The organism is Paenibacillus sp. WLX1005, assembly GCF_046603685.1.
GTDB lineage: Bacteria > Bacillota > Bacilli > Paenibacillales > Paenibacillaceae > Saccharibacillus.
Genome location: NZ_CP176756.1, coordinates 1,041,454 through 1,066,914, shown reverse-complemented (window position 1 = coordinate 1,066,914; position 25,461 = coordinate 1,041,454). Strand labels below are relative to the sequence as shown.

Here is a 25,461-nt window from a genome sequence, read left to right as displayed (position 1 = left end):
CTATACCTTCATCTCCTGTTGCCATTGCACCAGCTGCTCCGGTGTAGCCAGCACTGCATGCTCTCCCTCCAGACGATGCTCTACTGCATCGACATAATCCAGCTCGCTCGCGTGGTAGTGAAAGCTTTGCCGATGCTTTTCCACCCGTGGATCAGGTACTGGAATTGCTGACAGCAGTGAGCGAGTATACGGATGCACCGCTCGCAGGAAAATATCATCCGCTGTGCCCGTTTCCACCAGATAACCGTGATGCAGCACGCCAATCCGATCCGAAATATGCTTCACCATCGCCAGATCATGCGCGATAAACAGATACGCCGTGTGTAGCTCCTGCTGCAATTGCTTGAGCAGATTGACAATCTGCGCTTGAATCGATACATCCAGCGCACTAATCGCTTCGTCGGCAATGAGCAGCTTTGGATTCATAATCAGCGCCCGCGCAATGCCGATCCGCTGTCGTTGCCCGCCGGAAAATTGGTGCGGATACCGATCCGCATGACTGCGCGCCAGCCCTACTTTATCCATCACTTCATACACGCGCTGCCGCCGCTCTGCTGCCGAACGATATGTGCGATGAATATCCAGCCCCTGCCCGATAATGTCGATCACCCTTTTTTTCGGATTCAGACTTGCCATCGGGTCTTGGAAAATCATCTGCATGCGGCTGGCAATATATCGCTTGCGCTCCCGCGTCAATTTGCCGCTAATCTCACTACCGTCTAATATGATCTTGCCCTCGTCTGGATCATAAATACGGATCAGGCATCGTCCAATCGTCGACTTGCCACTACCGGATTCACCGACCAGTCCATACGTTTCGCCTTGCCGGATGTGCAGATCGATACCGTTGACCGCCTGCACTCTCTGCCCATTGGAGCGAAAGGACTGCTTCAATCCGCTGACCGATAACAAGGGAGCATCGTCGGCTGCTATTTTCACCGGCTGGATAAAGTTTGTTGATTGCTCTGCCACTGTCATCTTGCTCGCCTCCTTGGCTTCAGATTTTCAATTTGGAATCCAGTGCATCGCGCAGGCTATCAGACAGCAGATTGAAGCTGATCATCAGCAGTGCGAACACAGCGACCGGAATCGCCACCATATACGGATGAATCATCATCGACTTGAAGCCAGTACTGATCAGCGTACCGAGCGAAGCCGTCGGCTCAGGAATGCCCAGCCCGATGAACGATAAGAACGATTCGATAAAGATCGCTTCTGGAATCGACATCATTGCCATAATGATGATCGTGCCGTACATATTCGGCAAAATCTCCCGTAGCAAAATGACAATATCCGAAGCGCCCAGTGTACGTGCCGCCAGTACATAATCCTGCTGCTTCAGTCGTAATACCTGCGCCCGAACAATCCGGCTCATCCCGATCCAGTTCGTAATCATGAGCGCGATAATAATCGTAATCAGCCCCGGCTTCAGAATAATCATAAACAGCGTAATGACGACCAGACTCGGTATACCCGCAATCACCTCGATGATCCGCTGCATCACCAGATCAACCCTGCCGCCAAAATATCCTGAAATCATGCCATAGGTAATCCCAATTACAATATCGATACATACCGCCACCATCGCTACAAATAGCGAAATGCGTGTCCCGGTAAATACACGCGTCCACAGGTCGCGCCCGAGCGTATCGGTGCCAAAATAGTGATACTGCTGCTGAATCCCCCGTTCGATATACGGATTCTCGCCCCGCGTCTCTCCATTCCAAAAGCCCAGCTGCTCCACAACCGGTAGCCGTGGCGGCAGGTTCTGTATTTTCATATCTACTGCATTCGGTGCATAGCCGCTAATGAGTGGACCGATGAGTGCAAACAGAACGATCAGCGTGAGAATGATAGCGCCAATCAAGCCACTTTTACTGCGAAAGACACGGCGGATACTGTCGTAACGCGGCTTGCGGTACTCTTCGTTAATGCCTTCAGCGGCAAGCTGCCGATGTGCCAGCTCAAACGGTGCAGCAAACGCAGAATTTCCTTCATGTGAACCGTTATTGCCAACATAATGTTCTTGTGCATTCAATGGATGTTGTACAGCATTCGTCGTTTGTGCAATAGCTGTCGTTTCTGTAGGCACTTTCGCTCCGCTAGTCTGGCGAAGATCGGTAGATGCTGGCGATTGATTAGCTTGTGCTAAGTTATTGGAAGCGTCATGGGATGCGTCGAGAGAGGAAGTGTCGTTCCGCTTCGTATGACGAGCATAGATATCGATGCCTTTCTTCACGCTTTTCCTCCTCCCGCCAGCCGAATTCGTGGATCGATCAGTCCATACAGCAGATCGACCAGCAGCATCATGCCGATAAACAGTACGCTATAAATAAAGGCAATCGAGATCGCAACATTGTAATCATTCACCTGAATAGCGGTAATGAACAGATTGCCGATACCTGGAATAGCGAAAATGTTTTCGATTACCATACTGCCCATCATCATGCCCACGACCATCGGTGCAATGACCGTTAGCAGCGGAATGAGCGTATTGCGTAGCGCATGGAATAGAATGATGCCAAAGCTGTTAATACCTTTTGATTGCGCCAGCTGGATGTAATCCGATTGCAGCGCTTCGATCATCTCATTGCGTGTGAATCGTGCTACCTTGGCAATTGGCAGCATCGCCAGTGCAATACTCGGCAAAATAGTTGACGAATCCGCCATTCGCTGCGAGAACAACACCGGAAACCAGCCCAATTTAAAAGCGAAAACGTACATTAATCCTAGCGCGAATACATACGATGGAATACTCGCGCCTAGCATCGATACGAGCGACGAGATCGTATCCCAGATCGTCGAATGACGCAGCGCTGAGATGATGCCGAGAATGAGACCGATCACCACACCGAGCGTAATTGCCTGCAAACCAATTTGGAAGGAGATGAGTAGCCGATCTTGAATCAAGCTGGCAATCGGCATATTTTTCTGAATGACATACGATACGCCAAAGTCGCCTTGCAGCACATGTGTTACGTAATTAGCGAATTTTACCGGCACCGGCTTGTCCAGCCCGTAGGCAGTGTTGAGCTGGGCAAGCTGCTGTGCGGTCAATTTATCATCATTGAACGGCGTACCCGGCATCCACTCCATCATCGCGAATAAAATGAACAAAATAACGAGCAGTGTGCAGCACGCGATCAATAGCCGTTTCGTTACATATTTGATCATAAGCAGTCCCTTTCTATAAAACTTATAATTCCTATCGGGTTTATAAAATTTAATATGTATCTATTAGATTATCGAAATTACCAATCGACGTCTAATAGATAATGTTGATACAAAAAGCACAGGTAGTCTGGATCAGATCAACAATCTGTGGATACACATAACAAAAAGTGATTCCCGATATCGGAAATCACTGTTGTATGATGCTTATATTATTGTTCGATCTGGTGCAAACGGAATGCTTCACGAGAATCAATCAATGATGCAATATTTTCACGGTAGGTTTTGAAATGAGGGGTATTTATATGAAATTCAAGCGCAGCTTCATCTTCCCATATTTCATAAAAGACAAATACACCCGGTTCCACCGATTCATGCAACGTATATTGAATACAACCACGTTCGCTGCGAGAAGGCTCCAACATTTTGATTAACTCTGCTTTTAACTGCTCTTCATACCCTGCTTTTGCTTTCAAGATCGCATTATTAACAAGATTCGTCATCGATCATTCTCCTTCCAATGAATCCATTTTGGCGGTGCTATGTATTAGCATACCCGTTTTGGAGAACGATCAACAATACAACCCCACTCAATCCTTATACGGATCAAATTCATTCGCGCCCGCCATGCACACGCCAATCGGCTTCAGCACATGCAGCACATCCAGCGTCTCATGATGCGCGTCCAGCACCGTTTGCAGCTTGCGATACACAAACGGGCTTTCATCCGTATCCGCGCCACGTAGTTCCACACCAAAATCGTCAATCGCCTGCTTCATCTGCTCGCGCGTGATCGCGCCACCATTACGGGTGCGAGTTTTCCAGTTCATTTTACCCGCTGCTTGCGTACGGCTCATGACCCGACCAGCGCCATGTACGGTGCTGTAAAAGGACTGCTTGTTTTCCAGACTGTCCTTCCCGCGCACAATGACCGAAATATCGCCCATACTGCCGCCGATAAAGCCCAGCTGACCCGGTGCCGAAGGTGTCGCACCTTTACGAACGACAATCGTTTCTTGCCCGTCATGCTGTTCTTTCCACGCAAAGTTATGATGATTATGCACTGCAAAATCCGCAGTCGCGCCCAGCAGACGCAGTACTTCATCAATGACATAATCGCGTCCGGCATACGCGTACCGTCCTGCGAGCTTCATCGCCCGGTAGTATAGCTCGCCATGCTCCTGATCCAGATCGAACAGCGTTGGCGCCTGATCCATGTGCTCACCCGGCGCTTTATCCAAGAAGCCCCGTCCCGCTGCCAGATTCAGAAATCCGCTTGCCGTCTTATGTCCAAATCCACGACTGCCAAAATGGTTGCCGATCCATAGCCGTCCTGTAGATGGCTCGGTAAACAGATCGACATAGTGATTACCACTGCCGACCGTGCCCAGCTGCTCACGGGCAAGCCTTTTCAGTGCATCATGCCCTTTTTTCCCTGCAACCTGCATGTATACATTCCAGTCTGGATCGTCGAATAGCTCGTGATCGACACGGTTGCGATTGCCCCGTCCAACGCCAAACGTAATTTGATTGGCGATTTGATCCATCATGCTACCGATCTGAGGCATAATATCCGCTGCCATCAGATTGGTACGTACCGCTTTGTTGCCGCAACCGATATCATAGCCGACACCAGATGGCGAGATCTGACCACTATAGGCGACCACACCGCCGATTGGCTGACTGTAGCCTTTATGATGATCTGCCATCAGCAGCGCTTGCACCACATTACCATGATTGGCACACGTTACTGCCTGACTGACCGCACTGCTGTCCGGTTCACCCCAGACACGCACGCCGTCGATAATTTGAAATGCCATCTTGTTCACTCTACTTTCATTATGTTTGTTTTCTTATTCTATCTAAAGGGGGGCTTCAGCGATCACAGACGTGGATCGACCGCATCGGCTTCCAGCGATAACGCCGCGAGTACACATTCGTGCATCCGCTCCAGCGGCTCCTGACGTACAAAGCGCGCTACCGATTCCAGACTGAGCGCAAATTCCATCAGCGCATGGCGTTCTTTTTTACGCGTTTTGCGCTGTTTTAATCGTTTCAGATTGTCTGGCTGCAAGTAGTCCATTCCATAAATAATATGCAGGTACTTGCGTCCACGCACTTTGATCGCCGGTTGTACCAAACGATCTCCGTCATATGTCGTCATACACTCTGGCTTGATCACTATACCTTCATGCCCCTGCTCAGTCATATCGCTCCACCATTGTACGAGCTGCTGTTCGGCATTTTCATCGCCCAGCTCCACTACTCGATATTCGGTAGCTAGTATCATCGAGCAAGATTGTGCCAATTGCTCAGCATGCTGCATATGCCACCTATGCTCCCGATCCATGAGCGAACCTGTGCTATGCGCCAGAATATGAAACGGTGCAATCTGAATGCCGTCCAGCCCGTCTGTATCCCAGCAATATGCCTGAAATGCCTCTGCAAATCGCTGTGCATTATCCAGTCGTTCCCTCCATTCCCCAATCCAGTCCGCTACTTCGCGCCCTTGCTGCTGCGCGGTATGTAGCGTATCTAGAATCGTACGACGATCATGCAGCGCCGCTTCTGCCACATGCGCATATTGGGATGAGATCAGTTCGCGTGCCTTCAAATTCCACGGCACAATCTCAGTATCCAACAGTACAAAATCCGTCCCATATTGCTCAAAATAGTTCGCATGCTCCAGATCTGTACGCAGCTTATCCAGCACTTGCTGCTCCAATGAAGATGGGAAAAAGGCACGCCCGGTACGTGTGTAAATGCGTCCACTGAGCGGACGTCCGATATACGGAATTGCTGCCTGCGAATCGCGGAACAGCAGTACAATTGCACGGCTACCCATATGCTTTTTCTGTGCAACAATACGAGACACATTGCGGGAGCGGTAATACGCCAGCGCTTCCGCCGGATGCTCCAGATAGTCGTCCAGCGCTGAGACCGCTGGCGGCGTCATCGTTGGCGGTACATACATCAATTCTTCCAGCGGCACGGTGTAATGCGATACCGTATCGACCGCTGCTTTCACAAATTCACTACGCACGCCGATCTCACCGTAACTGTCAGTCATGACGCTGTACCCGTTAATAAGCGGCGTCAAGTTCGGCGCGGCAAAGCGACGTTTGCGCTGACGCTCTAGCGGGCTGTCTACATCCTGCGCATAATCGTGCAACGCGTCTACCGCGACAAAGCTTTGCTCTGGAAAACGATACGCCGTCAGCTGCCCGCCGAATACGACGCCCTGATCAATATTGACTGTGCGATTCACAATCGTCGGACGCAGACGCGGATCATGTCCCCATACGATCCATTCTCCGGACTCATGATTCGCAAACCAATCGGTGCGCTGCGGCTTGCCACTATCATCCTGTCCATCGGTTTCGCCATAACGACAGTAATCGGAAATACCTTTGGACTGCTTGCCAATGTAATGATCCCGAATTCCTGCGTGGGTTACGATCAAGCGGCGCACACCGTTATGCGTAAATACGAGATGGGACGGCGCTGCCAGCAGCATTGCACGAAACTGTTCTTTGAGTGTGTCCAGTGCTTCCTGCCCGTGTACAGCCCCATATTGCTCCAATTCCGCTACAAATTGCTCGTCACCGTGGTTCATCTGTACTCGGCGTCCTTCCAGATAACGCGCCACTTTCCAGCCGTGGTTACTGTCAACCATCAGCGCTTGCTGTGCTGCCAGCTGACGTTGCCAGAACTGCATCGTTTCCAGCGAGCGCGGACCACGACTCATAATATCGCCGACTGAGACTAACATCCGTTCATCTGGATGACGGTAGATGCCCTGCTCATCTGCGACATAGCCAAGCTTGTGAATGAGCTGCATCATTTCTTCGTAACAGCCGTGAATATCACCGATTACATCCACACCGTTTCCGAGCGGTTGCAGTAGCGGGTTCGCCGTACGTTCCAGCCGAACCAGTTCCAGATCGCGCGGCTTCAATAGATGTACAGCGTCGAAACCTTCGCTTTTGAGCTTGTACATATTCTCGCGAAACACGCCGATATGCTGCTTGATTCTCTGTCGTCCACGCGCATGCAGACGAGTGCGGTCGCGCTCCAGCAGTACCTTTTCCGGTACATCCAGCGCAATGACGATAATGTGCACATGATTGCGACGTGCAAGGTTGATATAGACCGCCCGATCTTCAGGATGCAAATGTGTCGCATCTACCCATGTTAGCAAGTTGAGCCGAGCACGCGCGGCAATCGTTTCTTCCATCACCCGAAACGCGCGATCCGAGATTAGCCGATACTGCTGATACAGTACATCGCCTTCCTCACGCGGATGTTGCCGCCAATCGATATGGTCGGTATCTCCAACAAGCTGGCGGAAGCGGTCAGACGATACCGTTTCGCTAGCTAACAGAGTGCCGTTCTCTACTAGCTGTTCCAGCCATGTCGTTTTCCCGCTGCCGGACGGTCCCATCAGCAGCACAATTCCGCCGGTGGGCATTGTAATCGTGCGAATCGGCTCCTGCTGCAATGGCTGATCTCGTTTGTCGTCATATTGTTGATTCTCTTGCCCTTTGTTATGTTCATCCCGGTAGCCAGTCATTTGTTCTTCCCTCCTTGTTTGTGAAATACCGCCATCTGTGTCGGTTGACCATATTCCACGGACACCTCACCAATCCCGTGCATATTCATCTTATAACCGCCGTACGTGCTCCATTCCTGGCAAAAGTCCGCAAATTGCTGACGACTCCATTCAAACCGATGATCAGTATGGCGAATATCATCTTGTTCCATTTCATAGACCGCGTTGTACTCACGGTTCGGTGTCGTCAGGATCAACGTCTGCGGACGATATTCATCCAGCAGCGTACGCATCACCATCGGCAAGCGTAGCTCATCGATATGCTCGATCACCTCGCACAGAATCATCACATCCGCACCACTCCAGCGATCATCCCGGTAAAATAACGAGCCGGTCGCCAGCTGCGGCACCGTACCTGCTCCCGAAGCCTGCATATCAGCGAATCGCTCCAGTGCACGCACGCCTGCATAAGCGGACGGCTCCACTGCCCATACCTGCTTTACACCGCCAATACGTGCCAACCGCTCAGACAATTTGCCTTCGCCAGCGCCAAAGTCGACGATGGTCTGACGCTGTGGCAATACACCGATCTGCTCTACGACTGCCTGATATCGAAGTTCGTTCAGACGCGGAGCTTTGACAGTGTGTACAGCAGCAGGTACAGTTTCCAACGTCGCGTCCGTATCATCTGTTACGACATCTGTAGATACTGTAGGAACGTGCGAACTGGATGTATGCAGATGATCCTCCGGTGCAATTGCCTTGCTTGCTGTTCCGTCGCGCTCACTGCTACCATCCTCCGATTGCTCCAGCACCTCCTGCGTTTCTTCGGGCTGTTCCAGCATATCTTGCGTTTCCAGCGGCAAGGATGCGCTGTACTGGCGAATCAGCGGCATAAAGCGCAATGCCCGTTTGACAATCAGCCGATGCTGCGGATGCATCGTCAGCCAGCCTTCGCCATACCGCTGTAGCCGTTCTACTTCCTCGTCGCCGATATAATAATGCTTATAATCATCCAGCACGGGCAGCAAAATAAACAATTGCCGCAGCAGATTCTGAATGGTAGCTTCCCCGCGCAGATGAATGACTCGAATCGTACTGCGCTTTTTCAGCTGAAAGGAATAGTCGCTTTCTCCACGCTCCAGCTCCACCTCGTACCCAAGTGCCGTGAACAGCGACGACAGCACATCATCCGGCAAATTGGATGCTACTGGGCCTACGCTGATTTCAAGCGGGAACTGATAATCGACCCACTGTGCATAATCCGCCTTCGGCTTACCATTCAGCGCTGTACCGAGCGCTGGACGAATATACGAGCAAAATAAACTGCTAACGACAAACTCGCGGTCGTTAATATAATTCGTAATGTCATAGCTGTCTGGGCTGCCTTTGACCAGATCGATAGGGTCGGGTGTAACAAACAGCAGCACTTGCATTTCCTGCTCTGTAAATACGGGAAATAACAGACGCACACGAGCGCCTTTTTCCTGACGGTCGTACAGGTTGTATGGATTCTTTGCGAGTAGATGCGAGATCATGCCAGCGTGCGGACCGACAGATTTGATTTGTAAATACATGCTTGTTCCTCCCTATGTAGCTTACTTCCTTGTTCCTCACTTGCTATCCATGCCACAACACAAAAAGACCGCAGACTATTCAGTCCACGGCCGGGTATGCTGGGCAAATGCCTGCTGCTGCGTCATCCGCCATGTTCATTCAACGATACTAGCTGAATATTCATGCGACGACAACGAGCAGATACACTGCTTGGCTTATATTCTCCCTAATGCTAATTTGCCTGCTGCTATTGTTACCAGAATGACATGTAGATCATGTCACTGCGGTACATAGCGTCAGACCAATGAGTAAGTTACCGCCTGCTGGGCAGGTCGATATGGAGGTCCGGTAAGGATGATGAGTCTGTACATGTACGTATAGGGGTGAGCGATCCGGATATATGTTCCGGAAAATAAGAACGTTCGACCGTGCGCAAATTTCGCTGCGGGCTGCGTTCATCATAATGTGAATTCGACGGTTGCTCTGGCAAATACGTATAGTACATCATCTCCTGCGTCCTCCTGTTCCTCAAAAGTAATGGTGATGCCGCTGTTGCAGCACTTGAATGTCAACATCATAACCGCGTCCCCAGATTCTGTCAACGCTTGCTTTTGTCTATTTTATAGTGGCAAATTGTAAACGATGAGCGCCAGCACGAATGCCAGCACCGACAGACCGATACAGCGCAGCGCCCATTTCATACGCTGCTTTTTCTGCAATCTTCGTGCTTCAATAACTGCTTCATCCTCGCTACGTACATACCCGCCGCCAAACCAAGAACTGCTCAAAATCACCGCAAGCGCAAGCAAAATAAAGCCTGCCCAGATGAATACATTTAACATATGCCTGTCGTCTCTCCTTCAAATCTGAAATATATACTTGCAAAAAGCAGCACAATTATTCAAATGGTAACATATCCATGATAGATCACTACGTTACACCTGCTCTGTAACTGCTCGTTATATGCAGTACGTTATCGTTCTTACATTACACTATTCAAACATTACATCAACAGCTCCCGAATTTCCGAAGGCGCAACATCCCGGTATTTTTTGAAGGTGCGGCTAAAATATGAGATGTCGTTATACCCTGCCGCCATCGCCACTTCCGATACCGTCATCCCGGTATTAATCAGCAGATACTCCGCCCGATTGATCCTTACCCGATTAATATATTCCGTCACTGTGCGCCCAGTCAATTCATGAAATAATCGGCTAAAATGAAACCGACTCAGCCCTGCCATGCCCGCCAGCTGTTCAATCGTCATTTCATCCGCATAACACTGCTCAATATGCTGCAAAATCGGCGTAAACCGCTCCAGATTACGCATCCGATTCTCGTTATGCTTCCAGTTGGACACGTCCGCCACATATCCACGCACGAGTAGCGTTAACAGCCGATACATATACGATTTGACCGACAATTCATGCCCTACTCGGCGATTGCGAAACTCGTCGATAATATCCTCCATACAGCGCTGTAACTCGGCATCCCCGCGAATATGTGTGCGAAATAGCAGCCGATTCTGCGTCATCGGCGTAATAAAACGCGTCTCTACCGCATCCTGTGACGGACTTTGTAGCGATTGCAAATCCGCGATCAACGCATAATACACCAGCTGATTCGACAAGCTTGTCCCCTGATGCAGATCATTACCATTCAGCACAATGAGATCCCCAGCACGTACATGCACCGGCTCCGCATTGCACTCAATCATCGCTTCCCCACTTTCCACATACAAAAATTCCATATGCCGATGCCAATGATGCGGAAACATCACCTGCCCATACTCCCGTGATCCACAAAAATTCACCTTAATCGGAAACGAAGGATCAGGCATACTCATCGGCTCCTGCAAATCCACCGGCCAATTCATAAACACACCTCCTGAGGACTTAGATGGTTCACAACGATGCAAGTATGTATTCTACGTGTTGCAAATATGCCTTTCTCCACACACTTGGGTGACATACTGTTCGCTCATGTGTTCATCACGTTTGGAGTACATTCCAGCATCTCATCACACTTCTACTATACTTCATATCGCCTCTCCTAACAGCACAATAGTTCAAATAAAGCGCATTTCCATTCATGCTCCCTCTTTCCCGAAATTATATAATCGTTGCAAATCAGCTACATACTCACCTACCCGGAAAGGACGATTGCTATGAAAACCACCATCGGTATTGGCGTTATCGGAACAGGCAGTATTTCGGAGTTTCACTTGAAGCCGTATCACAACCATGAAGACGTAACCATCCTCGGCGTTTGCGATAAAAATGAAGAACGCGCACGCGCTGTCGCCTCCCAATATGAAGGTGCCAAAGCGTACAGCGATTATAACGAGCTGCTCGCTGATCCAGAGATCGATGCCGTCAGTATCTGTACATGGAACAATACGCACGCTGAGATCAGCATCGCCGCGTTAAAAGCAGGCAAGCACGTACTCGTCGAAAAGCCACTCTGCCGCACGGTGGAAGAAGCAGAGCAAATTCAAGCCGCCGTCCGCGAATCTGGCAAAACGCTGATGGTCGGTTTTGTCCGTCGGTATGACAACAATGCGCAAATGCTCAAGCATTTTAGCGAACAAGGCGATTTTGGCGACATTTATTATGCCAAGGCATCGTATATCCGCCGCTTCGGCAATCCGGGTGGCTGGTTTAGCGACATCGAACGCTCAGGCGGCGGCCCGTTGATCGACATCGGCGTACACGTGATCGACCTATGTTGGTATTTGATGGGTCGTCCAGAACCCGTATCCGTCAGTGGCAATACATATTACGAATTGGGCAACCGCGCCCACATCCAACACCTGTCCCATTACAAAGCCGCCGATTACGACGCCACCAAGAACGATGTGGAAGATATGGCAAACGTCATGATCCGTTTCAAAAATGGGGCTTCCCTGCTCGTCGATGTCAGCTTCAGTCTGCACGCCCGTGAAAATGAAGGGCAGATCAAGCTATACGGCAGCAAAGGCGGCTTTGAAGTGGATCCAGCCATCTCCATCACTACCGAAAAATACAATACCGTGCTGAATATCCAGCCGCAAACGGATCATGCCGGGTTCCATTTTGAAGGTGCGTTTGACAACGAAATTCGTCACTTTATCCACTGTATTCAGACTGGCAGCCAGCCGATTAGCCCGGTGGAAGACGGCGTGCATATGATGCGCATGCTGACTGCGGTGTACGAATCGGCGAAGCTCGGTCGGGAGGTGATTCTATGAAGCTTGGACTCAGTACGTACAGCCTGCACGGCAAACTATCCAGCGGCGACATGACCGTGCTGGATGTGATCGATTACGCTGCCGAACACGGCGCAGAACATGTCGAGATTGTACCGCTCAGCTATAGCCTGACGGATAACCCGGAATGGATTGACCAGATCGTGGAACGTGCCAAGCAACGCGGCATAGAGTTGTCTAATTATGCGATTGGCGCTAATTTTCTGACAGATAGCGAGGAAGCATACGAGCAGGAAATCCAGCGCGTCATCCGTGAAGTGGATATCGCTGCCCAGCTGGGCGTCAAGCTGATGCGCCACGATGTCGCCTCTTCGCCGGATGTATCGATTGCCAACTTCAATACTCATCTGGAGAAGCTTGCCAATGCCTGTCGCCGCATCGCTGAGCACGCTGCCACGTATGGCATCACCACCAGCGTCGAGAACCACGGCTACCTGATCCAGCATGCCGACCGCGTACAGACGCTAGTTCAAGCAGTCAACCGCGACAATTATAAAACAACGCTGGATGTCGGCAACTTTGTGTGTGCCGACGAGAATCCGGTCGCTGCCGTGCAGAAAAATCTGCCCTTTGCCTCAATGGTGCATATCAAAGACTTTTACCTGCGTCCGGCAGATCGGAATCCGGGTGCAGGCTGGTTTACAAGCACTAGCGGAACGTATCTGCGCGGCGCGATTATCGGGCAGGGCGATCTGGATATGTGGGAGATTCTGCGAATTGTCAAAGCTTCCGGTTACGACGGCTACCTGTCAGTGGAATTTGAAGGCATGGAAGATTGCCTGATCGGCGCGAAAGTTGGACTGGACAATGTACGCCGTATCTGGGATGCCGTTTAACAGATACTTCCATGTAGCGAAACGGAGCACATCGCAATATTAGCTACATCGAAGTAGCGACTAGATACGTTGCTTCCATTCGTGACATGGATAATCGTCCATTGAATACCTACGAATATGTATGGATACACACTCAAGTATGCTCACGATATTTTCCAAAAAGGACGTGACGATATGACAACCGAACTGGGTAAAATCGGTGTGATCGCCGATGCTTTTAAACTGGAACTGCGCGACAATTTATTAAAATCGCTTGAAGTCGGTGCAGACGGCGTACAAATCTGGGCAACCGAAGGCATAATGGACCCGGACAATCTGGGCATCGACCGCCGCCGCGATCTCAAGGAATATTTACAAGGGTTGGGATTGGAAGTGTCCGCATTGTGCGCCGATTTCGGCGGACACGGCTTCCGCCGCGAGACAGACAATGTATGGAAAGTAGAAAAATCCAAAAAGATTATGACACTCGCGCTCGAACTCGGTACACCTATCGTCACCACACATATCGGCATCATTCCCGAAGATACCAATCACCCGGAATATGCCATTATGCAAGCCGCGTGTAACGAACTCGCTTCGTTCGCTTCGTCCATGGGCGGTTATTTTGCCATCGAAACGGGACCGGAACCAGCGACACGATTGAAGCAATTTCTCGATTCACTGGATAACAAAGGCGTCGCCGTCAACTTCGATCCTGCCAACATGGTGATGGTCACCGGCGATGATCCCGTTCAGGGCGTGTATACGCTGCGCGACTACATCGTGCATACCCATGTGAAGGACGGCATTCGCACGGCGGAAGTGAATCCGCATGACGTGTATGGTGATCTGAGTCATGAGCAGATTGCTGCTTTTGAAGATGGTAGTGTTGGATTTAAGGAAGTGGCGCTAGGCGAAGGAAGCGTTGATTTCAAAGCGTATTTCGCAGCGTTACAGGACATCGGCTACACCGGCTATCTGACGATTGAACGCGAAGTCGGTAGCCAACCGGAGCAGGATATCCGTAAAGCGGTGGAGTTTATTAAAGGATTTAAGGCGAAGGTTTAACAGCGTACGCGTACATTTCAATCCTGAAGGCTAAAAAGTTGGACTTTCATTTCAGCATATAGATTTTCCATGTATCTGCATCAGTATCTATATGGCAGGAATCGCACGAGCTATTAGGTGTAGATGATCATTTCGTCATCGAATTATAGTATGTACGAGAACATTGTCACCACAACATGCTTTATATAAAAAGGCAGAACGCTGCGCTCATTCCAGCATTCTGCCTTTTTATTGGTTTGATCTTATAGACGTTCCTACTTCTCTAGTTCGTCGTTCGTCGTTCGTCGTTCGTCGTTCGTCGTTCGTCGTTCGTCGTTCGTCGTTCGTCGTTCGTCGTTCGTCGTTCGTCGTTCGTCGCAATTATATATAGGATTCCTCTATTGTCCAGTCAAAGTAAAAACTGAATCTCCTGCCACACACTTATGAGCAAATACACTGCAATGCCCCAGATCAACAGCGCCGAGCACCGATTTAACACGCGAAACCAACGCCCATCTTCATCCCATCTGCCAACTGTCATCCCCGCAATCGCTAGCAATCCAAACCACAACCACGACACACCGATACAAGTCAACGCAAACACCCATTTTGCTCCATGCTCATATTGCAACGAACTCGTACCAATCACACCGATCGTATCCAGCAAAGTATGTGGATTGAGTAGCGAAACAGATAACGCAAACGCCACCTGTTTTCGCGCCGTCAACGATGTCGGAGAATCCACCGAATCACCGCCTACGGTCGGCTGTACAGACGATGTGCTTTTCCACGTTACAGCGCCCACATAGATCAAAAACAATACCCCGGCGCTCATCAGTATCAGCTTCACTCCCGGCAAGCCGAACACCAACACCGATACACCACCGACCGCCAGACCAATGAGCAGCGTATCGCACAATCCGGCAGTAACCACGACGGGCAATACGCTCCATAATCTGCGCTGCACCATCCCCTGCTGAAAAATAAACACATTCTGCACACCAAGCGGCAAAATCAATCCCAGCGCCAAAACAAACGCATGTATCATCACACCAGCCATATCGTCATCCCCCTTGTACACAAATCCAAGTGTAGCAAGGAGTGTATCTCATGCAAACAGCCAAACTCATTTTCTACACACCAGCCAAGTGTATAGCATAATGCTCATCTCATTTGTTTCTTTTGCTATAATGGTTCCAAATCAGCTTCATTCACGGAGGAACTTATCATGTCTTCACCACAATCGCCGCAACCGTGGCAACTAAATCGTGAGCACTCGGTGCCGATTCATCGCCAAATTGAACAGCAATTGCGCCACAAAATCAGCAGCGGCGAATGGCCAGTCGGTACGCGGCTCCCGTCCCAGCGCAAGCTGGCAGAGCAGTTTGGCGTCAATCGCAGCACCGTCACGCAGGCGCTCGAAGAACTGGCATCTTACGGCATCGTCGCTGGTAATAAGGGCGGTGGTACGCATGTCGTCAATAGCACATGGAATATGCTTGCCGCTAATGCTATCGACTGGAGCAGTTATGTAGAAGCAGGTGCGCATCAGCCCAATTTACCAGCGATTCGCCAGATCAACGAAGCCGAATACCAGACCGATATGATTCGCACCGGCACAGGTGAACCCGGACCAGAACTGCTGCCGATGACAGCTATCAAACAGATTCTGAACCATGCTGACGAGCAACTGTTTCTCGGTTATGAAGAACCAAGAGGCAGTCTTGCCCTACGTCAGCAAATTGCTATTCATGCCGCTGACATGGGTATTGCATGTAGTCCAGAATCGGTGCTGATCGTATCTGGCGCATTGCAAGCCTTACAGCTCATCGCCGTCGGTTTGCTGGCACGTCCATCGTCGATTGTGGCGGAAGCACCATCGTATATTCAGTCCGTACGCGTCTTTCAATCGGCAGGCATTCGCGTGCATGGTGTGGAGATGGACGAGCAGGGTATTCAACTGACATCGCTGCAACAGCAGATTACTCAGCACCAACCGGGACTGCTATACACGATCCCAACCTTTCACAACCCGACCGGCATCGTTATGTCACCTGCGCGCCGTAACGAATTGCTAGAGTTGTGCCGCAACCAGTCCTTGCCGTTAATCGAAGACGATGTATACCGTGAGTTATGGCTGGATGAACCATCCCCACCACCGCTCAAGGCGAAGGACACCGACGGCAATATTCTCTACCTCGGTAGCCTATCCAAAATGATGACCCCCGGCATCCGCGTCGGCTGGATCATCGCTCCCGAACCAGTCATCCAACGACTGGCAGATATCAAAATGCAAACCGATTACGGCTCCAGCGGCTTTTCCCAATATGTCGCCACCCGCTGGTTCGCTGACGGTTATCATCAGCAGCATTGTGAATGGCTGCGCGCTGAGTTGCGTGTACGGCGAACGCGGTTGTTATCGCTGCTGGAACGTTATTTTGGCGATCTGGCTCAATGGAGCGTGCCGTCCGGCGGCTTTTATATTTGGCTGGAACTGCCTACTCATATATCGGTGCATCGTCTGTTCCACCTTTCGCTCAAAGAAGGCATTCTGATCAATCCCGGCTATATTTACGACCGCCAGTCTGCTCATCATATTCGCTTGTCGTATGCGTATGCGACGATCGAGCAATTGGACTATAGTCTGAACAGATTACGCCGATTGGTAGATCAATTGTTACATGGGAATAAATCATAAATGGGATGTACAAAAAAAACGGATCAGACCGTCACCAACAATGTACTGGCAACGATCTAATCCTTTCATGTTCATGTTCATGTTCATGTTCATGTTCATGTTCATGTTGAAATTATACTAAAACTTTTTTACGCTATTATTATTCATTTCATGCTATACTACCAGAGTACAATTTACGGCGACAAGGGCGGTCGGCTAATCTCCCCATGAAGGGAGGTGAAGCCCATGGAGGTCCAAGATACTCTCAGTTTGATGCTGTTATTCGGCATGTTCATTCTGGCGCTTCTTACCTACATGAAAAAGAAATAGACCGCCCGGTCCAGGGATACGGTCTATTCGTCTATCCTAAATAAAAGCCGGCTGCTCTTTACGCAGTGATTGTACCAAGGAGTCGTGTTACTAGCACGGCTCCTTGTTTCTTTCTAACCACAGTATACATCAACCGAAACTGGTTTTGAATACTTTTTAAACGATTCACTAATAAAAATAATGTATTTACGTCACAAATTCACTATTTCCTTTTCCCATCCACATACACCGACGTCCCACGCGACCTCGCCCAATCCGCAATCCTCGTCGGATCACCTTCCCACAATCGCTGTTTGCCCCATACATTCCCTTCCGGCACACCATCGCATTCCAGCCGAATCACCGGAAACAATCGACTCGGGCTTTCCTTGGGCAGCCCTTTGATCCACAGCACATCCCCTTGCTGCTCAACTTCCAACTCCTGCCCGGTCGTTAACAGCGTCGCACGCTTCACTGGCGTCACCAGATCAGCTAACCGTAGTACCGGCTCCCCGTCCCAAAAGCGAATGATCAGATACAGATGATTGCCGCTCGTCGTCTGTCGTCCCCGTGAAATAAACTCCGTCACATTGCCACCATCCGAGCCATAGATCGCTTCACCATGCACATCTAGCCATTTCCCGATCTCCAGCGCCCGCTCCACAAACTCCGGCGGCAACTGACCATCTGGCTGCGGACCAACATTGAGCAGCAGATTACCGCCACGATTGCCGCCCTTCTCTGCACATTCGCATAACAGATCCAGCAATACATCCGCTGGGCGCCAACGTTCGCCTTTTGTATAGCCCCATAACCGCCACGTCGTCACCTGATTCGATTCCCACAGTCGGTTGGGATCAGCGATAATCTGATGCTCCGGCGTACCAAAGTCACCCAACACGTCCGAATCGCCTGCACCTGCTCCACCGTCAGCATACGTTTTCGTACCTTCGGACGGACCGAGACGATTGTTCACCAGAATATGCGGCTGTAGCTCCTTCATCCTCTTCACCAACTCTACACTACCTAGTTCTTCTGCTGTTCTTGGCCACACACCATCGAAGAAAAAGTGGTCGATTACGCCGTACTCAGTCAGCAGTTCCTCCACCTGATTGTGCATATAGGTTTTCATTTCCGCCCAGCCCTGCGGGTCTTTGTCTGGCCCATCGAAGAACGCAGGAATGCGCCAATCCATCCATGAATAATACAGACCGACTCGCAGCCCTTCCGCCCGAAACGCCTCTACAAACTCCTTGACCAGATCCCGACCGCAGCTTTGCGCAGCAGTAGAGTAATCGGTATACTTCGAATCCCACAAACAGAAGCCGTCATGATGACGAGTCGTCAAACAAGCATATTTCATACCCGCCTGTTTGGCTGTCCGCGCCCATAACGCAGCGTCAAAGTGCTCTGGATTCCATGCACACGCCAGATCAGCATATTCCTGCTGATCCAGATGCTCGCGGAATAGTACTTGCTCCCCGCGTCCAATTTGCGCATACGGGCCAAAATGAATAAACAATCCATACCGACTATCTGTGAACCATTGCCATTCCGGTCGTATCGTAGAGGAATGTATCGCTTGTGTGACCATACTCTTCACTCCATTTCATAGAATATGTAATACACGACAAATACAGCCTGAAATCTAATACAACATAACATTATACTGTTTGATAAAGTATAGCATGCTTTCACGATAAAGAACCTGCCATAAAGCAGATTTTCTGCATAACTACGTGCTTATTTTCCATACGTTCGACAGATGTCATTCCATTTCTGCATCTGATATACTCTAAGTGCTTCTTTGGATATGTTGTGCAATCACTTACCATTTCTAATTTGCACATACATACTCCTTGAAACTTATTTTCATGGAAAATAATTCAAATTTATTTGCGCAACATTTGAATAAATTTGGTCAGATGGCTTTAATAATAAGGACAGAGGCGCATCTAATGTACCTCTTACTCTTGAATAATCAAGCGAAAGTGCTACCTGAAAGGCGGAAAATGACCTATGAAAAAGTGGTCCTATGTACTTATCCTGCTCGGCATTGCCGTGCTTCTATACCCCAAAGCAAGTGAATGGTATGCCGACTGGCAGCAAGAACGTTTGTTGACAGCAGCGGAACAAAGCGAAACGGCAAGCACGAATGACGGCAAATTAAAAAAAGAATATTCTTACGTAAATGCTCTACTAAATGAAGGAGCGTCTGCCGATAATAGTAGTAATGACCCCCTACCAGCAGCATCAGAGGGTGATATTATTGGGATTATTACAATTCCGGTCATTGATGTAAAGCTGCCGGTTATCGAAGGCGCCACTCGCGACAATATGCGCAGTGCAGCTGTCCACATTTCCGAAACGAATCAGCTTGGAGAAATCGGCAATTTTGCCGTTGCCGCGCACCGCGCGCATAAATATGGGCGTCTCTTCAACCGTTTAAACGAAGTGAAGAACGGCGATACCATTCAGATTGAAGCCAAAGGCAAGACGTATCACTACACCGTCGACAACATTCAGATTGTCGAACCAACCGATGTTGCGGTATTGAACAGCAATGGCAAAGAACAAGAGCTGACCCTTGTAACCTGCGATCCGCTGATCAACCCCACCCACCGCCTGATCGTCCACGCTCACCGTACCGATTTGCAAAGTTAGACACATTTCCTCGCCCTGTATTTATTCATTTCGCGTACTTTGTCGTTTTTTGATTGCGAAAAATATAGGGCGTGCTATCATTTAATTATGGTAATCCAGTAACTTTACTGTTTCATCACATTTTCACACATGTACCTAACTAAATAACTTGTCGCATATGTAACGAAGCTGTTGCACGATAAGGGCAAACCTGTTGAAAAGCAGGGACGCAAAACTAAAGGGCCTTACCCATATCTTCATCCGGGTTGGCAGCCAGTTGCCGAATGAAATAGCTTTTTTTGTCTCTTCTTATTACCAATTAATATAAAACTTAGACGATAATGGCAAAACTATCGAAAGATAGTGACGCAAAGCTAAAGGGCCTCCCCCGGTCAGAATTCGGGTTGGCAGCCAGCTACCGAAAGGGGTTTTAAACCATGAAAACATTCGCCCTCACCTGCCTCGCAGCTATTACTACCTTGCTAGCTGTTGCACCCGTATCCACCTTCGCTGCTACTACCGATGCCAACTGGCTCGATACATCCAACCTAAATAGCGGTTATATCGCGGTCAACTATGCACCGGATAACACTGCCCGCACCAAAGTCATGATCAGCAAAAACGACACCACTTACACTTACGATCTCAATACCGTTAGCGCTGCTTCGTTCCCACTGCAACTAGGCAACGGCACATACGAAGTAACGTTACTGGAAAATACTTCCGGTAACAACTATAAGAAAGTTGGCACAGATTCGCTGCAACTGGATTTGGCTGATCAAAATTCTGTCTACCTCGCTTCTACTCAAAACGTCAATTGGAAAGATAGCGCCGCTGTCATCGCCAAAGCACAGCAGCTGACTGCCAATGCAACTACCGATACTCAAAAAGCGCAAGCAATCTACGACTACATCACATCTAACGTAAAATACGATTATGCATTTGCCAGCGCATTGCCAACTGTCTATATTCCTAGCCCAGACAGAACACTAGCTTCGAACAAAGGCATCTGCTACGACTACGCTTCGCTGAATGCAGCAATGCTGCGTAGCGTTGGCATCCCTGCCAAACTGATAATGGGTACAACAACACGCGTCAAAGAATACCATGCATGGAACGAAGTGTTCCTGAATGGCAAATGGTCGACTATCGATACAACAGTTGATGCCAGCATGAAACAAGGCGGCAAAAAAACAACGCTGACTACAGACAGCGCACAATATACAGCTGCTAAAGTATACTAATCATCCGGTTCACCATATACCGATTATTCCGTGCATCATATTCTGTTCACACAATGCAACTAGTCGCTTGCAGATCGAAATGACGTACTTCTCTACCCAATGCTAAGTAGCTGTCATACTTTAGAGTAAGTAATTGTTAAGATAGAGTAAGTGATGCTTCGGATAAAGCATTCCTCCCAATAGAGTACTCTTTCAGATGCAATGAATGATCCTTGTACTTCATGAACAGATTTCAGCAAAGGAAAAAGGCGCCTTATCTCATGTCGAGACAGGCGCCTTTTTCCTTATTACACTTCCATATTTGTCTTATGCTCTTTGCCAGATGGATTCGGAATAACTTCTTCCTCCGCTGGCTTCGGTTTGTTCAGCTCACTGCCCATCGCCTTCAGAAAATGCAGTCCAAATGCCAGCGTCGTGCGCACATCAGGATCACGCATCGTCTTCAGCAATCCCAGCATACCCGGCGGTTCCTTGTCAAAATGATCACCATACTGCTTGTTTGTCGGATCGATCTCGCTAATATGCTCCAGACCGTTACCGAGTGCTGATAACAAACGATTCATCTCGATTGGATCGATACTTCCAACCATTTCGGTCAGTGTAAATAAATTGCGCAGCAGTGGTGGCACATTGAGCGCATTGATCAGCTTAACGCCGTGAATCCCGACCTCGGTGCGATTCTTGAGCGCAGCACTGGCAATATCCAATACACCGGCTTCGTTCAGTTCTTTGACAATATCGACCGTTTTGAGAATTGCTTCCTTGTTGTCAGCGATTGCTCCGATGATCTGGGTTAGCGATTCTGCCTGTAGTTCTGCTTCGGTCGGCACATGTCGTTCGATCTTGTTAATGGCTCTGGCCATACTGGGCACGCTCCCTCCGTATTGTATCAGCTACCGGCTCGTAGTCTTCGCGTCTCCATTTCTCTTCCACTCGTACACTCACCTGTGGATGACGTGTCGCAAAGCGGTGATTGACAGATGGCAGTGGAGATACGCCGCGATCTTCCAGCACTTCCATTTTCACACGAACTTCTTTGTAGCTTGGCGTATGGGTGACATGATCCGTATGACTGCTTGTCAGTCGATTGACCGCTTCGCTAGCATGCTGAGTATTCATTGGCAAATACAGTTCCTTGCCTTTTACCCGATCTGTAACAACAACTGACAATTTTGCCTGACCATATGGGGACAGGAGACGAACGCTGGCACCTGTTTCTATCCCGCGCTCTGCCGCCAGCTCTGGTGATACTTCCAGCCATGTAGACGGAACTTTGTGGCGAATATTGGCAGACTGATACGTCATATTGCCTTCATGGAAATGCTCCAGCAAGCGTCCATTGTTCAGATGCAGATCGTATTCTGCTTCTGATTCTAGCGGCTCTGTCCAATCCACCGGGAACAGTCGTGCTTTGCCATTCGGGAATGCAAAACCATCGGTATACAGCAATTCTGTACTGCTGCCATCTGGCTTCACCGGCCACACCTGACTGTTCCAGCCTTCCAGACGTTCATAGCTAACACCTGCGAAGATCGGTGCCAGGCTGGCAGCTTCCGCCATAATCTCGGATGGATGGCTGTAGCTCCAGTTTGCGCCCAGTGCATTCGCTACATCCTGAATGATCACCCAGTCTGGACGGGAGTTGCCTAGTGGCTCCAACACTTGATGGAACCGCTGAATCCGGCGCTCGGTATTCGTAAAGGTGCCTTCTTTTTCCAGACTTGGCGATGCAGGTAGCACCACATCGGCATACTGTGCTGTATGAGAGAAGAAAATATCCTGTACGACGAAGAAGTCGAGCTGCTCAAACATCTCTTCCACAAAGTTCGAATTGGAATCGACGAACGCCATTTCCTCACCGAACAGATACATGCCTTTGATTTTGCCGTCTTTGATGCCGTCGACCATCTGGTGGTTATCCATGCCCGGCTCGGATGGCAAGGTCACGCCCCATGCTTGCTCATACCGATGACGCACATCGTCATCCGATACCTTTTCATAACCGGGGAAGAAGTTCGGCATCGTACCAAAATCGCAAGCGCCCTGTACGTTGTTGTGTCCGCGCAGTGGATAGGCACCTGTACCCGAACGGGAAAAATTGCCCGTCGTCAGCAGCAGATTACAGATCGCAGTCGATGTATCTGTACCGCCACGATGCTGAGTCACGCCCATCGCCCACAATATGCATACGGTGTCTGCTTGATGAATCATCTCAGCCGTACGAATGATCTCTTCGCGTGACAGACCGGCATGCTCCTCAGCATAGTCTAGCGTATACATAGACAGCGAATCGCGGAACTGGTCAAAGCCTTCCACATGCTGATCAAGAAACTCGCGATGCTCCCAGCCTTGATCGATGATGTACTTCGTTACTGCGGACAGCCAGACGAGATCCGAGCTTGGTTTTGGATGCAGATGCAGGTCGGCACGTTCTGCCATTTCATTCTTGCGGATATCGGAGACGATCAGCTTTTGCCCGTGCAGCTTGTGCGCGCGTTTGACTCGTGTCGCCAAGACAGGATGCGATTCTGCCGGATTAGCACCGACGATCATAACCAGCTCTGCCTGTTGAATATCCTTGATCGTACCGCTATCGCCACCCATGCCAACTGTTCTCATCAGACCGGATGTTGCCGGGGATTGGCAATAGCGGGAGCAATTATCCACATTGTTCGTACCCATAATAGAACGGGCGAATTTTTGGAAAATATAATTTTCTTCATTCGAGCATTTGGATGAAGCGATATACGCCAGTGCATCGGAGCCATGCTGTTCTTTGATCCCGCCCAGCTTCTCCGCGATTAGTGCTAGCGCTTCGTCCCAGCTCGCTTCCACAAACCGGTCACCTTGACGAATTAGCGGCTGGGTCAATCGTTCCTCGCTATTCACAAAATCCCAGCCCCATTTGCCTTTGATGCAAGTGGAAATACCGTTCACCGGCGCATCTACAGACGGCTCGATCTTCAGAATCTCGCGATCTTTTGTCCAAATGTCAAAGCTACATCCTACACCGCAATACGTGCAGACCGTTTTGGTCTTTTCGATACGAGAATGACGCATCGCCGCTTCCATCTCAGAAATCTGAAAGATACTGGAATAGCCCGGCTCCACCGCTTTTGTCAGATCAATCAGCGGCTCCATCAGACTGTTATCGATATTGGTCATGAAGCCTGCCTCGCCCAGCATCGAAGTTTCCATTAACGCATTACATGGACATACGGTGACACAATGTCCGCACGATACACAGGAAGACTGATCCACTGGCACATCATCATCCCAGACGACACGCGGCTGTTCACGACTCCAATCAATCGATAGCGTCTCATTCACCTGCAAATCCTGACATGCTTCCACACAGCGACCACACAGAATACATTGATCCGGGTCATACCGGTAAAAAGGATTCGTATTGTCCACTTCATACGGCTTGTTGCGGAACGGATACGTCTGGTGTTCAATGCCCAGCTTCTCGGTCGTATTATGCACGATACAGTTGCCGTTATTGTTGTCACAAACGGTACAGTACAATTCATGATTCCGCAGAATACGGGACATCGACTCTTGCTGTGCGTCTTTGACCAGATCTGTTTGAAGGGTAATGCGCATACCCGGTGTTACGGGTGTGCTGCATGCGCGTACTAGCTCGCCCTGCACTTCAACCATGCAGGTATCGCATGTGTTGATCGGTCCCAATTGCTCGTTGTAGCAAATTTGCGGAATGTACAGATCGGGCGCCGTATTCACTGCCTGCACGATCGTCATGCCCGGCTGCGCTACGACAGACTGACCGTCTACGTGAATTACGATAGGTTCATTGGATTGCATTTTCATTGGATGTTCACCTCAGCGGAAGCTTTCTCGGATGATTTTACATTTCATATTAAGGCACAACGATAGACTGCCCAACTTACGACAGAGAGCTTTTTGATCATCTATTACCCTTACATTTAAAATTTAAGCATTTTAGTTGGCTATATTTGATATTTATTTTTTTACATATTATTTATATAAAGTAGTTCTGCTTGATTCTTTCTATGAATTGACGCTCAGAATCGACTCTTGCAATCTGTAATAGACGTTCATGATCTGTACTGATAAACACTCACCATTCCAAGCATAGCCTTATCTACTGAGCAACAAAGCGAATCCTGTCGACCGATGTCGATTATCAAATTCCAAATTCCTAATTATGTATTTTT

The 25,461-nt window shown here is 49.4% G+C and carries 21 protein-coding genes and 2 riboswitches; of the genes, 8 read left to right on the top strand and 13 right to left on the bottom strand.

From position 1 onward, the window contains the following. From ACE3MZ_RS04680 to ACE3MZ_RS04640, 9 genes are all read right to left on the bottom strand, one after another. Window positions 1-978, bottom strand: a complete 978-nt coding sequence (locus tag ACE3MZ_RS04680) for an ABC transporter ATP-binding protein (RefSeq protein ID WP_411345327.1) — start codon at window positions 976-978, stop codon at window positions 1-3. 19 nt (window positions 979-997) lie between these two features. Further along, window positions 998-2,239 carry an ABC transporter permease gene (locus ACE3MZ_RS04675; RefSeq protein ID WP_411345326.1) on the bottom strand — a complete coding sequence of 414 codons (1,242 nt, stop codon included), beginning with the start codon at window positions 2,237-2,239 and terminating at the stop codon, window positions 998-1,000. Further along, the gene (locus tag ACE3MZ_RS04670) at window positions 2,236-3,174 is read right to left on the bottom strand and encodes an ABC transporter permease (RefSeq protein WP_411345325.1); all 939 of its coding nucleotides are present in this window, start codon (window positions 3,172-3,174) and stop codon (window positions 2,236-2,238) included. Before ACE3MZ_RS04670 ends, ACE3MZ_RS04675 begins: the two co-directional genes overlap by 4 nt. A 209-nt stretch (window positions 3,175-3,383) precedes the next feature. Beyond that, on the bottom strand, window positions 3,384-3,674 hold the full coding sequence (locus tag ACE3MZ_RS04665; RefSeq protein WP_411345324.1) for a putative quinol monooxygenase: 291 nt from the start codon (window positions 3,672-3,674) through the stop codon (window positions 3,384-3,386). A gap of 87 nt (window positions 3,675-3,761) precedes the next feature. Continuing rightward, window positions 3,762-4,991 (bottom strand): RtcB family protein, encoded by a 1,230-nt coding sequence (locus ACE3MZ_RS04660; RefSeq protein ID WP_411345323.1) that lies wholly within the window; start codon window positions 4,989-4,991, stop codon window positions 3,762-3,764. Window positions 4,992-5,053: 62 nt separating this feature from the next. Next, on the bottom strand, window positions 5,054-7,744 hold the full coding sequence (locus ACE3MZ_RS04655) for a polynucleotide kinase-phosphatase (RefSeq protein WP_411345322.1): 2,691 nt from the start codon (window positions 7,742-7,744) through the stop codon (window positions 5,054-5,056). Next, window positions 7,741-9,300, bottom strand: coding sequence for a methyltransferase domain-containing protein (locus ACE3MZ_RS04650; RefSeq protein WP_411345321.1), 1,560 nt, complete (start codon window positions 9,298-9,300; stop codon window positions 7,741-7,743). Before ACE3MZ_RS04650 ends, ACE3MZ_RS04655 begins: the two co-directional genes overlap by 4 nt. A 600-nt stretch (window positions 9,301-9,900) precedes the next feature. Beyond that, complete coding sequence (locus ACE3MZ_RS04645) at window positions 9,901-10,122, bottom strand: hypothetical protein (RefSeq protein ID WP_411345320.1); 222 nt, start codon at window positions 10,120-10,122, stop codon at window positions 9,901-9,903. Window positions 10,123-10,283: 161 nt separating this feature from the next. Next, window positions 10,284-11,156, bottom strand: a complete 873-nt coding sequence (locus ACE3MZ_RS04640; protein WP_411345319.1) for an AraC family transcriptional regulator — start codon at window positions 11,154-11,156, stop codon at window positions 10,284-10,286. Between the two features lie 291 nt (window positions 11,157-11,447). On the opposite strand from ACE3MZ_RS04640, the gene ACE3MZ_RS04635 reads away from it, so the two are divergent. From ACE3MZ_RS04635 to ACE3MZ_RS04620, 4 genes are all read left to right on the top strand, one after another. After that, the gene (locus tag ACE3MZ_RS04635; protein WP_411345318.1) at window positions 11,448-12,509 is read left to right on the top strand and encodes a Gfo/Idh/MocA family protein; all 1,062 of its coding nucleotides are present in this window, start codon (window positions 11,448-11,450) and stop codon (window positions 12,507-12,509) included. Beyond that, window positions 12,506-13,363 (top strand): sugar phosphate isomerase/epimerase family protein, encoded by an 858-nt coding sequence (locus ACE3MZ_RS04630; protein ID WP_411345317.1) that lies wholly within the window; start codon window positions 12,506-12,508, stop codon window positions 13,361-13,363. Before ACE3MZ_RS04635 ends, ACE3MZ_RS04630 begins: the two co-directional genes overlap by 4 nt. A gap of 174 nt (window positions 13,364-13,537) precedes the next feature. Then, window positions 13,538-14,410: a sugar phosphate isomerase/epimerase family protein gene (locus ACE3MZ_RS04625; protein WP_411345316.1), complete on the top strand. Its 873-nt coding sequence runs from the start codon at window positions 13,538-13,540 to the stop codon at window positions 14,408-14,410. Window positions 14,411-14,573: 163 nt separating this feature from the next. Next, complete coding sequence (locus ACE3MZ_RS04620) at window positions 14,574-14,780, top strand: hypothetical protein (protein ID WP_411345315.1); 207 nt, start codon at window positions 14,574-14,576, stop codon at window positions 14,778-14,780. Window positions 14,781-14,798: 18 nt separating this feature from the next. Here ACE3MZ_RS04620 and ACE3MZ_RS04615 read toward each other — a convergent pair whose 3' ends face one another. Continuing rightward, window positions 14,799-15,449, bottom strand: a complete 651-nt coding sequence (locus ACE3MZ_RS04615) for a LysE/ArgO family amino acid transporter (RefSeq protein WP_411345314.1) — start codon at window positions 15,447-15,449, stop codon at window positions 14,799-14,801. Between the two features lie 168 nt (window positions 15,450-15,617). Between ACE3MZ_RS04615 and ACE3MZ_RS04610 the strand changes: the two genes are divergently transcribed. Both ACE3MZ_RS04610 and ACE3MZ_RS04605 read left to right on the top strand, forming a co-directional pair. After that, window positions 15,618-17,087 carry a PLP-dependent aminotransferase family protein gene (locus tag ACE3MZ_RS04610; RefSeq protein WP_411345313.1) on the top strand — a complete coding sequence of 490 codons (1,470 nt, stop codon included), beginning with the start codon at window positions 15,618-15,620 and terminating at the stop codon, window positions 17,085-17,087. Between the two features lie 225 nt (window positions 17,088-17,312). Next, the gene (locus ACE3MZ_RS04605) at window positions 17,313-17,396 is read left to right on the top strand and encodes a putative holin-like toxin (protein WP_411346693.1); all 84 of its coding nucleotides are present in this window, start codon (window positions 17,313-17,315) and stop codon (window positions 17,394-17,396) included. A 202-nt stretch (window positions 17,397-17,598) separates the two neighbouring features. On the opposite strand, the gene ACE3MZ_RS04600 is transcribed toward ACE3MZ_RS04605, so the two are convergent. Continuing rightward, window positions 17,599-18,969, bottom strand: a complete 1,371-nt coding sequence (locus tag ACE3MZ_RS04600; protein WP_411345312.1) for an alpha-L-fucosidase — start codon at window positions 18,967-18,969, stop codon at window positions 17,599-17,601. 425 nt (window positions 18,970-19,394) lie between these two features. On the opposite strand from ACE3MZ_RS04600, the gene ACE3MZ_RS04595 reads away from it, so the two are divergent. Together ACE3MZ_RS04595 and ACE3MZ_RS04590 are read left to right on the top strand one after the other, a co-directional pair. Beyond that, complete coding sequence (locus ACE3MZ_RS04595; protein ID WP_411345311.1) at window positions 19,395-20,039, top strand: class D sortase; 645 nt, start codon at window positions 19,395-19,397, stop codon at window positions 20,037-20,039. A 173-nt stretch (window positions 20,040-20,212) separates the two neighbouring features. Beyond that, window positions 20,213-20,303, top strand: a riboswitch (cyclic di-GMP riboswitch). A gap of 48 nt (window positions 20,304-20,351) precedes the next feature. Further along, window positions 20,352-20,441: riboswitch (cyclic di-GMP riboswitch) on the top strand. A 14-nt stretch (window positions 20,442-20,455) separates the two neighbouring features. Beyond that, window positions 20,456-21,262 carry a transglutaminase-like domain-containing protein gene (locus tag ACE3MZ_RS04590; protein ID WP_411345310.1) on the top strand — a complete coding sequence of 269 codons (807 nt, stop codon included), beginning with the start codon at window positions 20,456-20,458 and terminating at the stop codon, window positions 21,260-21,262. Window positions 21,263-21,549: 287 nt separating this feature from the next. Here the strand turns inward: ACE3MZ_RS04590 and ACE3MZ_RS04585 are convergent, their stop codons facing one another. After that, a complete protein-coding gene (locus ACE3MZ_RS04585; RefSeq protein WP_411345309.1) occupies window positions 21,550-22,125 on the bottom strand; it encodes a DUF1641 domain-containing protein in 576 nt (191 codons plus the stop codon). Continuing rightward, window positions 22,109-25,087, bottom strand: a complete 2,979-nt coding sequence (gene fdhF / locus ACE3MZ_RS04580) for a formate dehydrogenase subunit alpha (RefSeq protein WP_411346692.1) — start codon at window positions 25,085-25,087, stop codon at window positions 22,109-22,111. The genes ACE3MZ_RS04585 and fdhF overlap by 17 nt, the downstream gene beginning before the upstream one ends. Window positions 25,088-25,461: the final 374 nt, after the last annotated feature.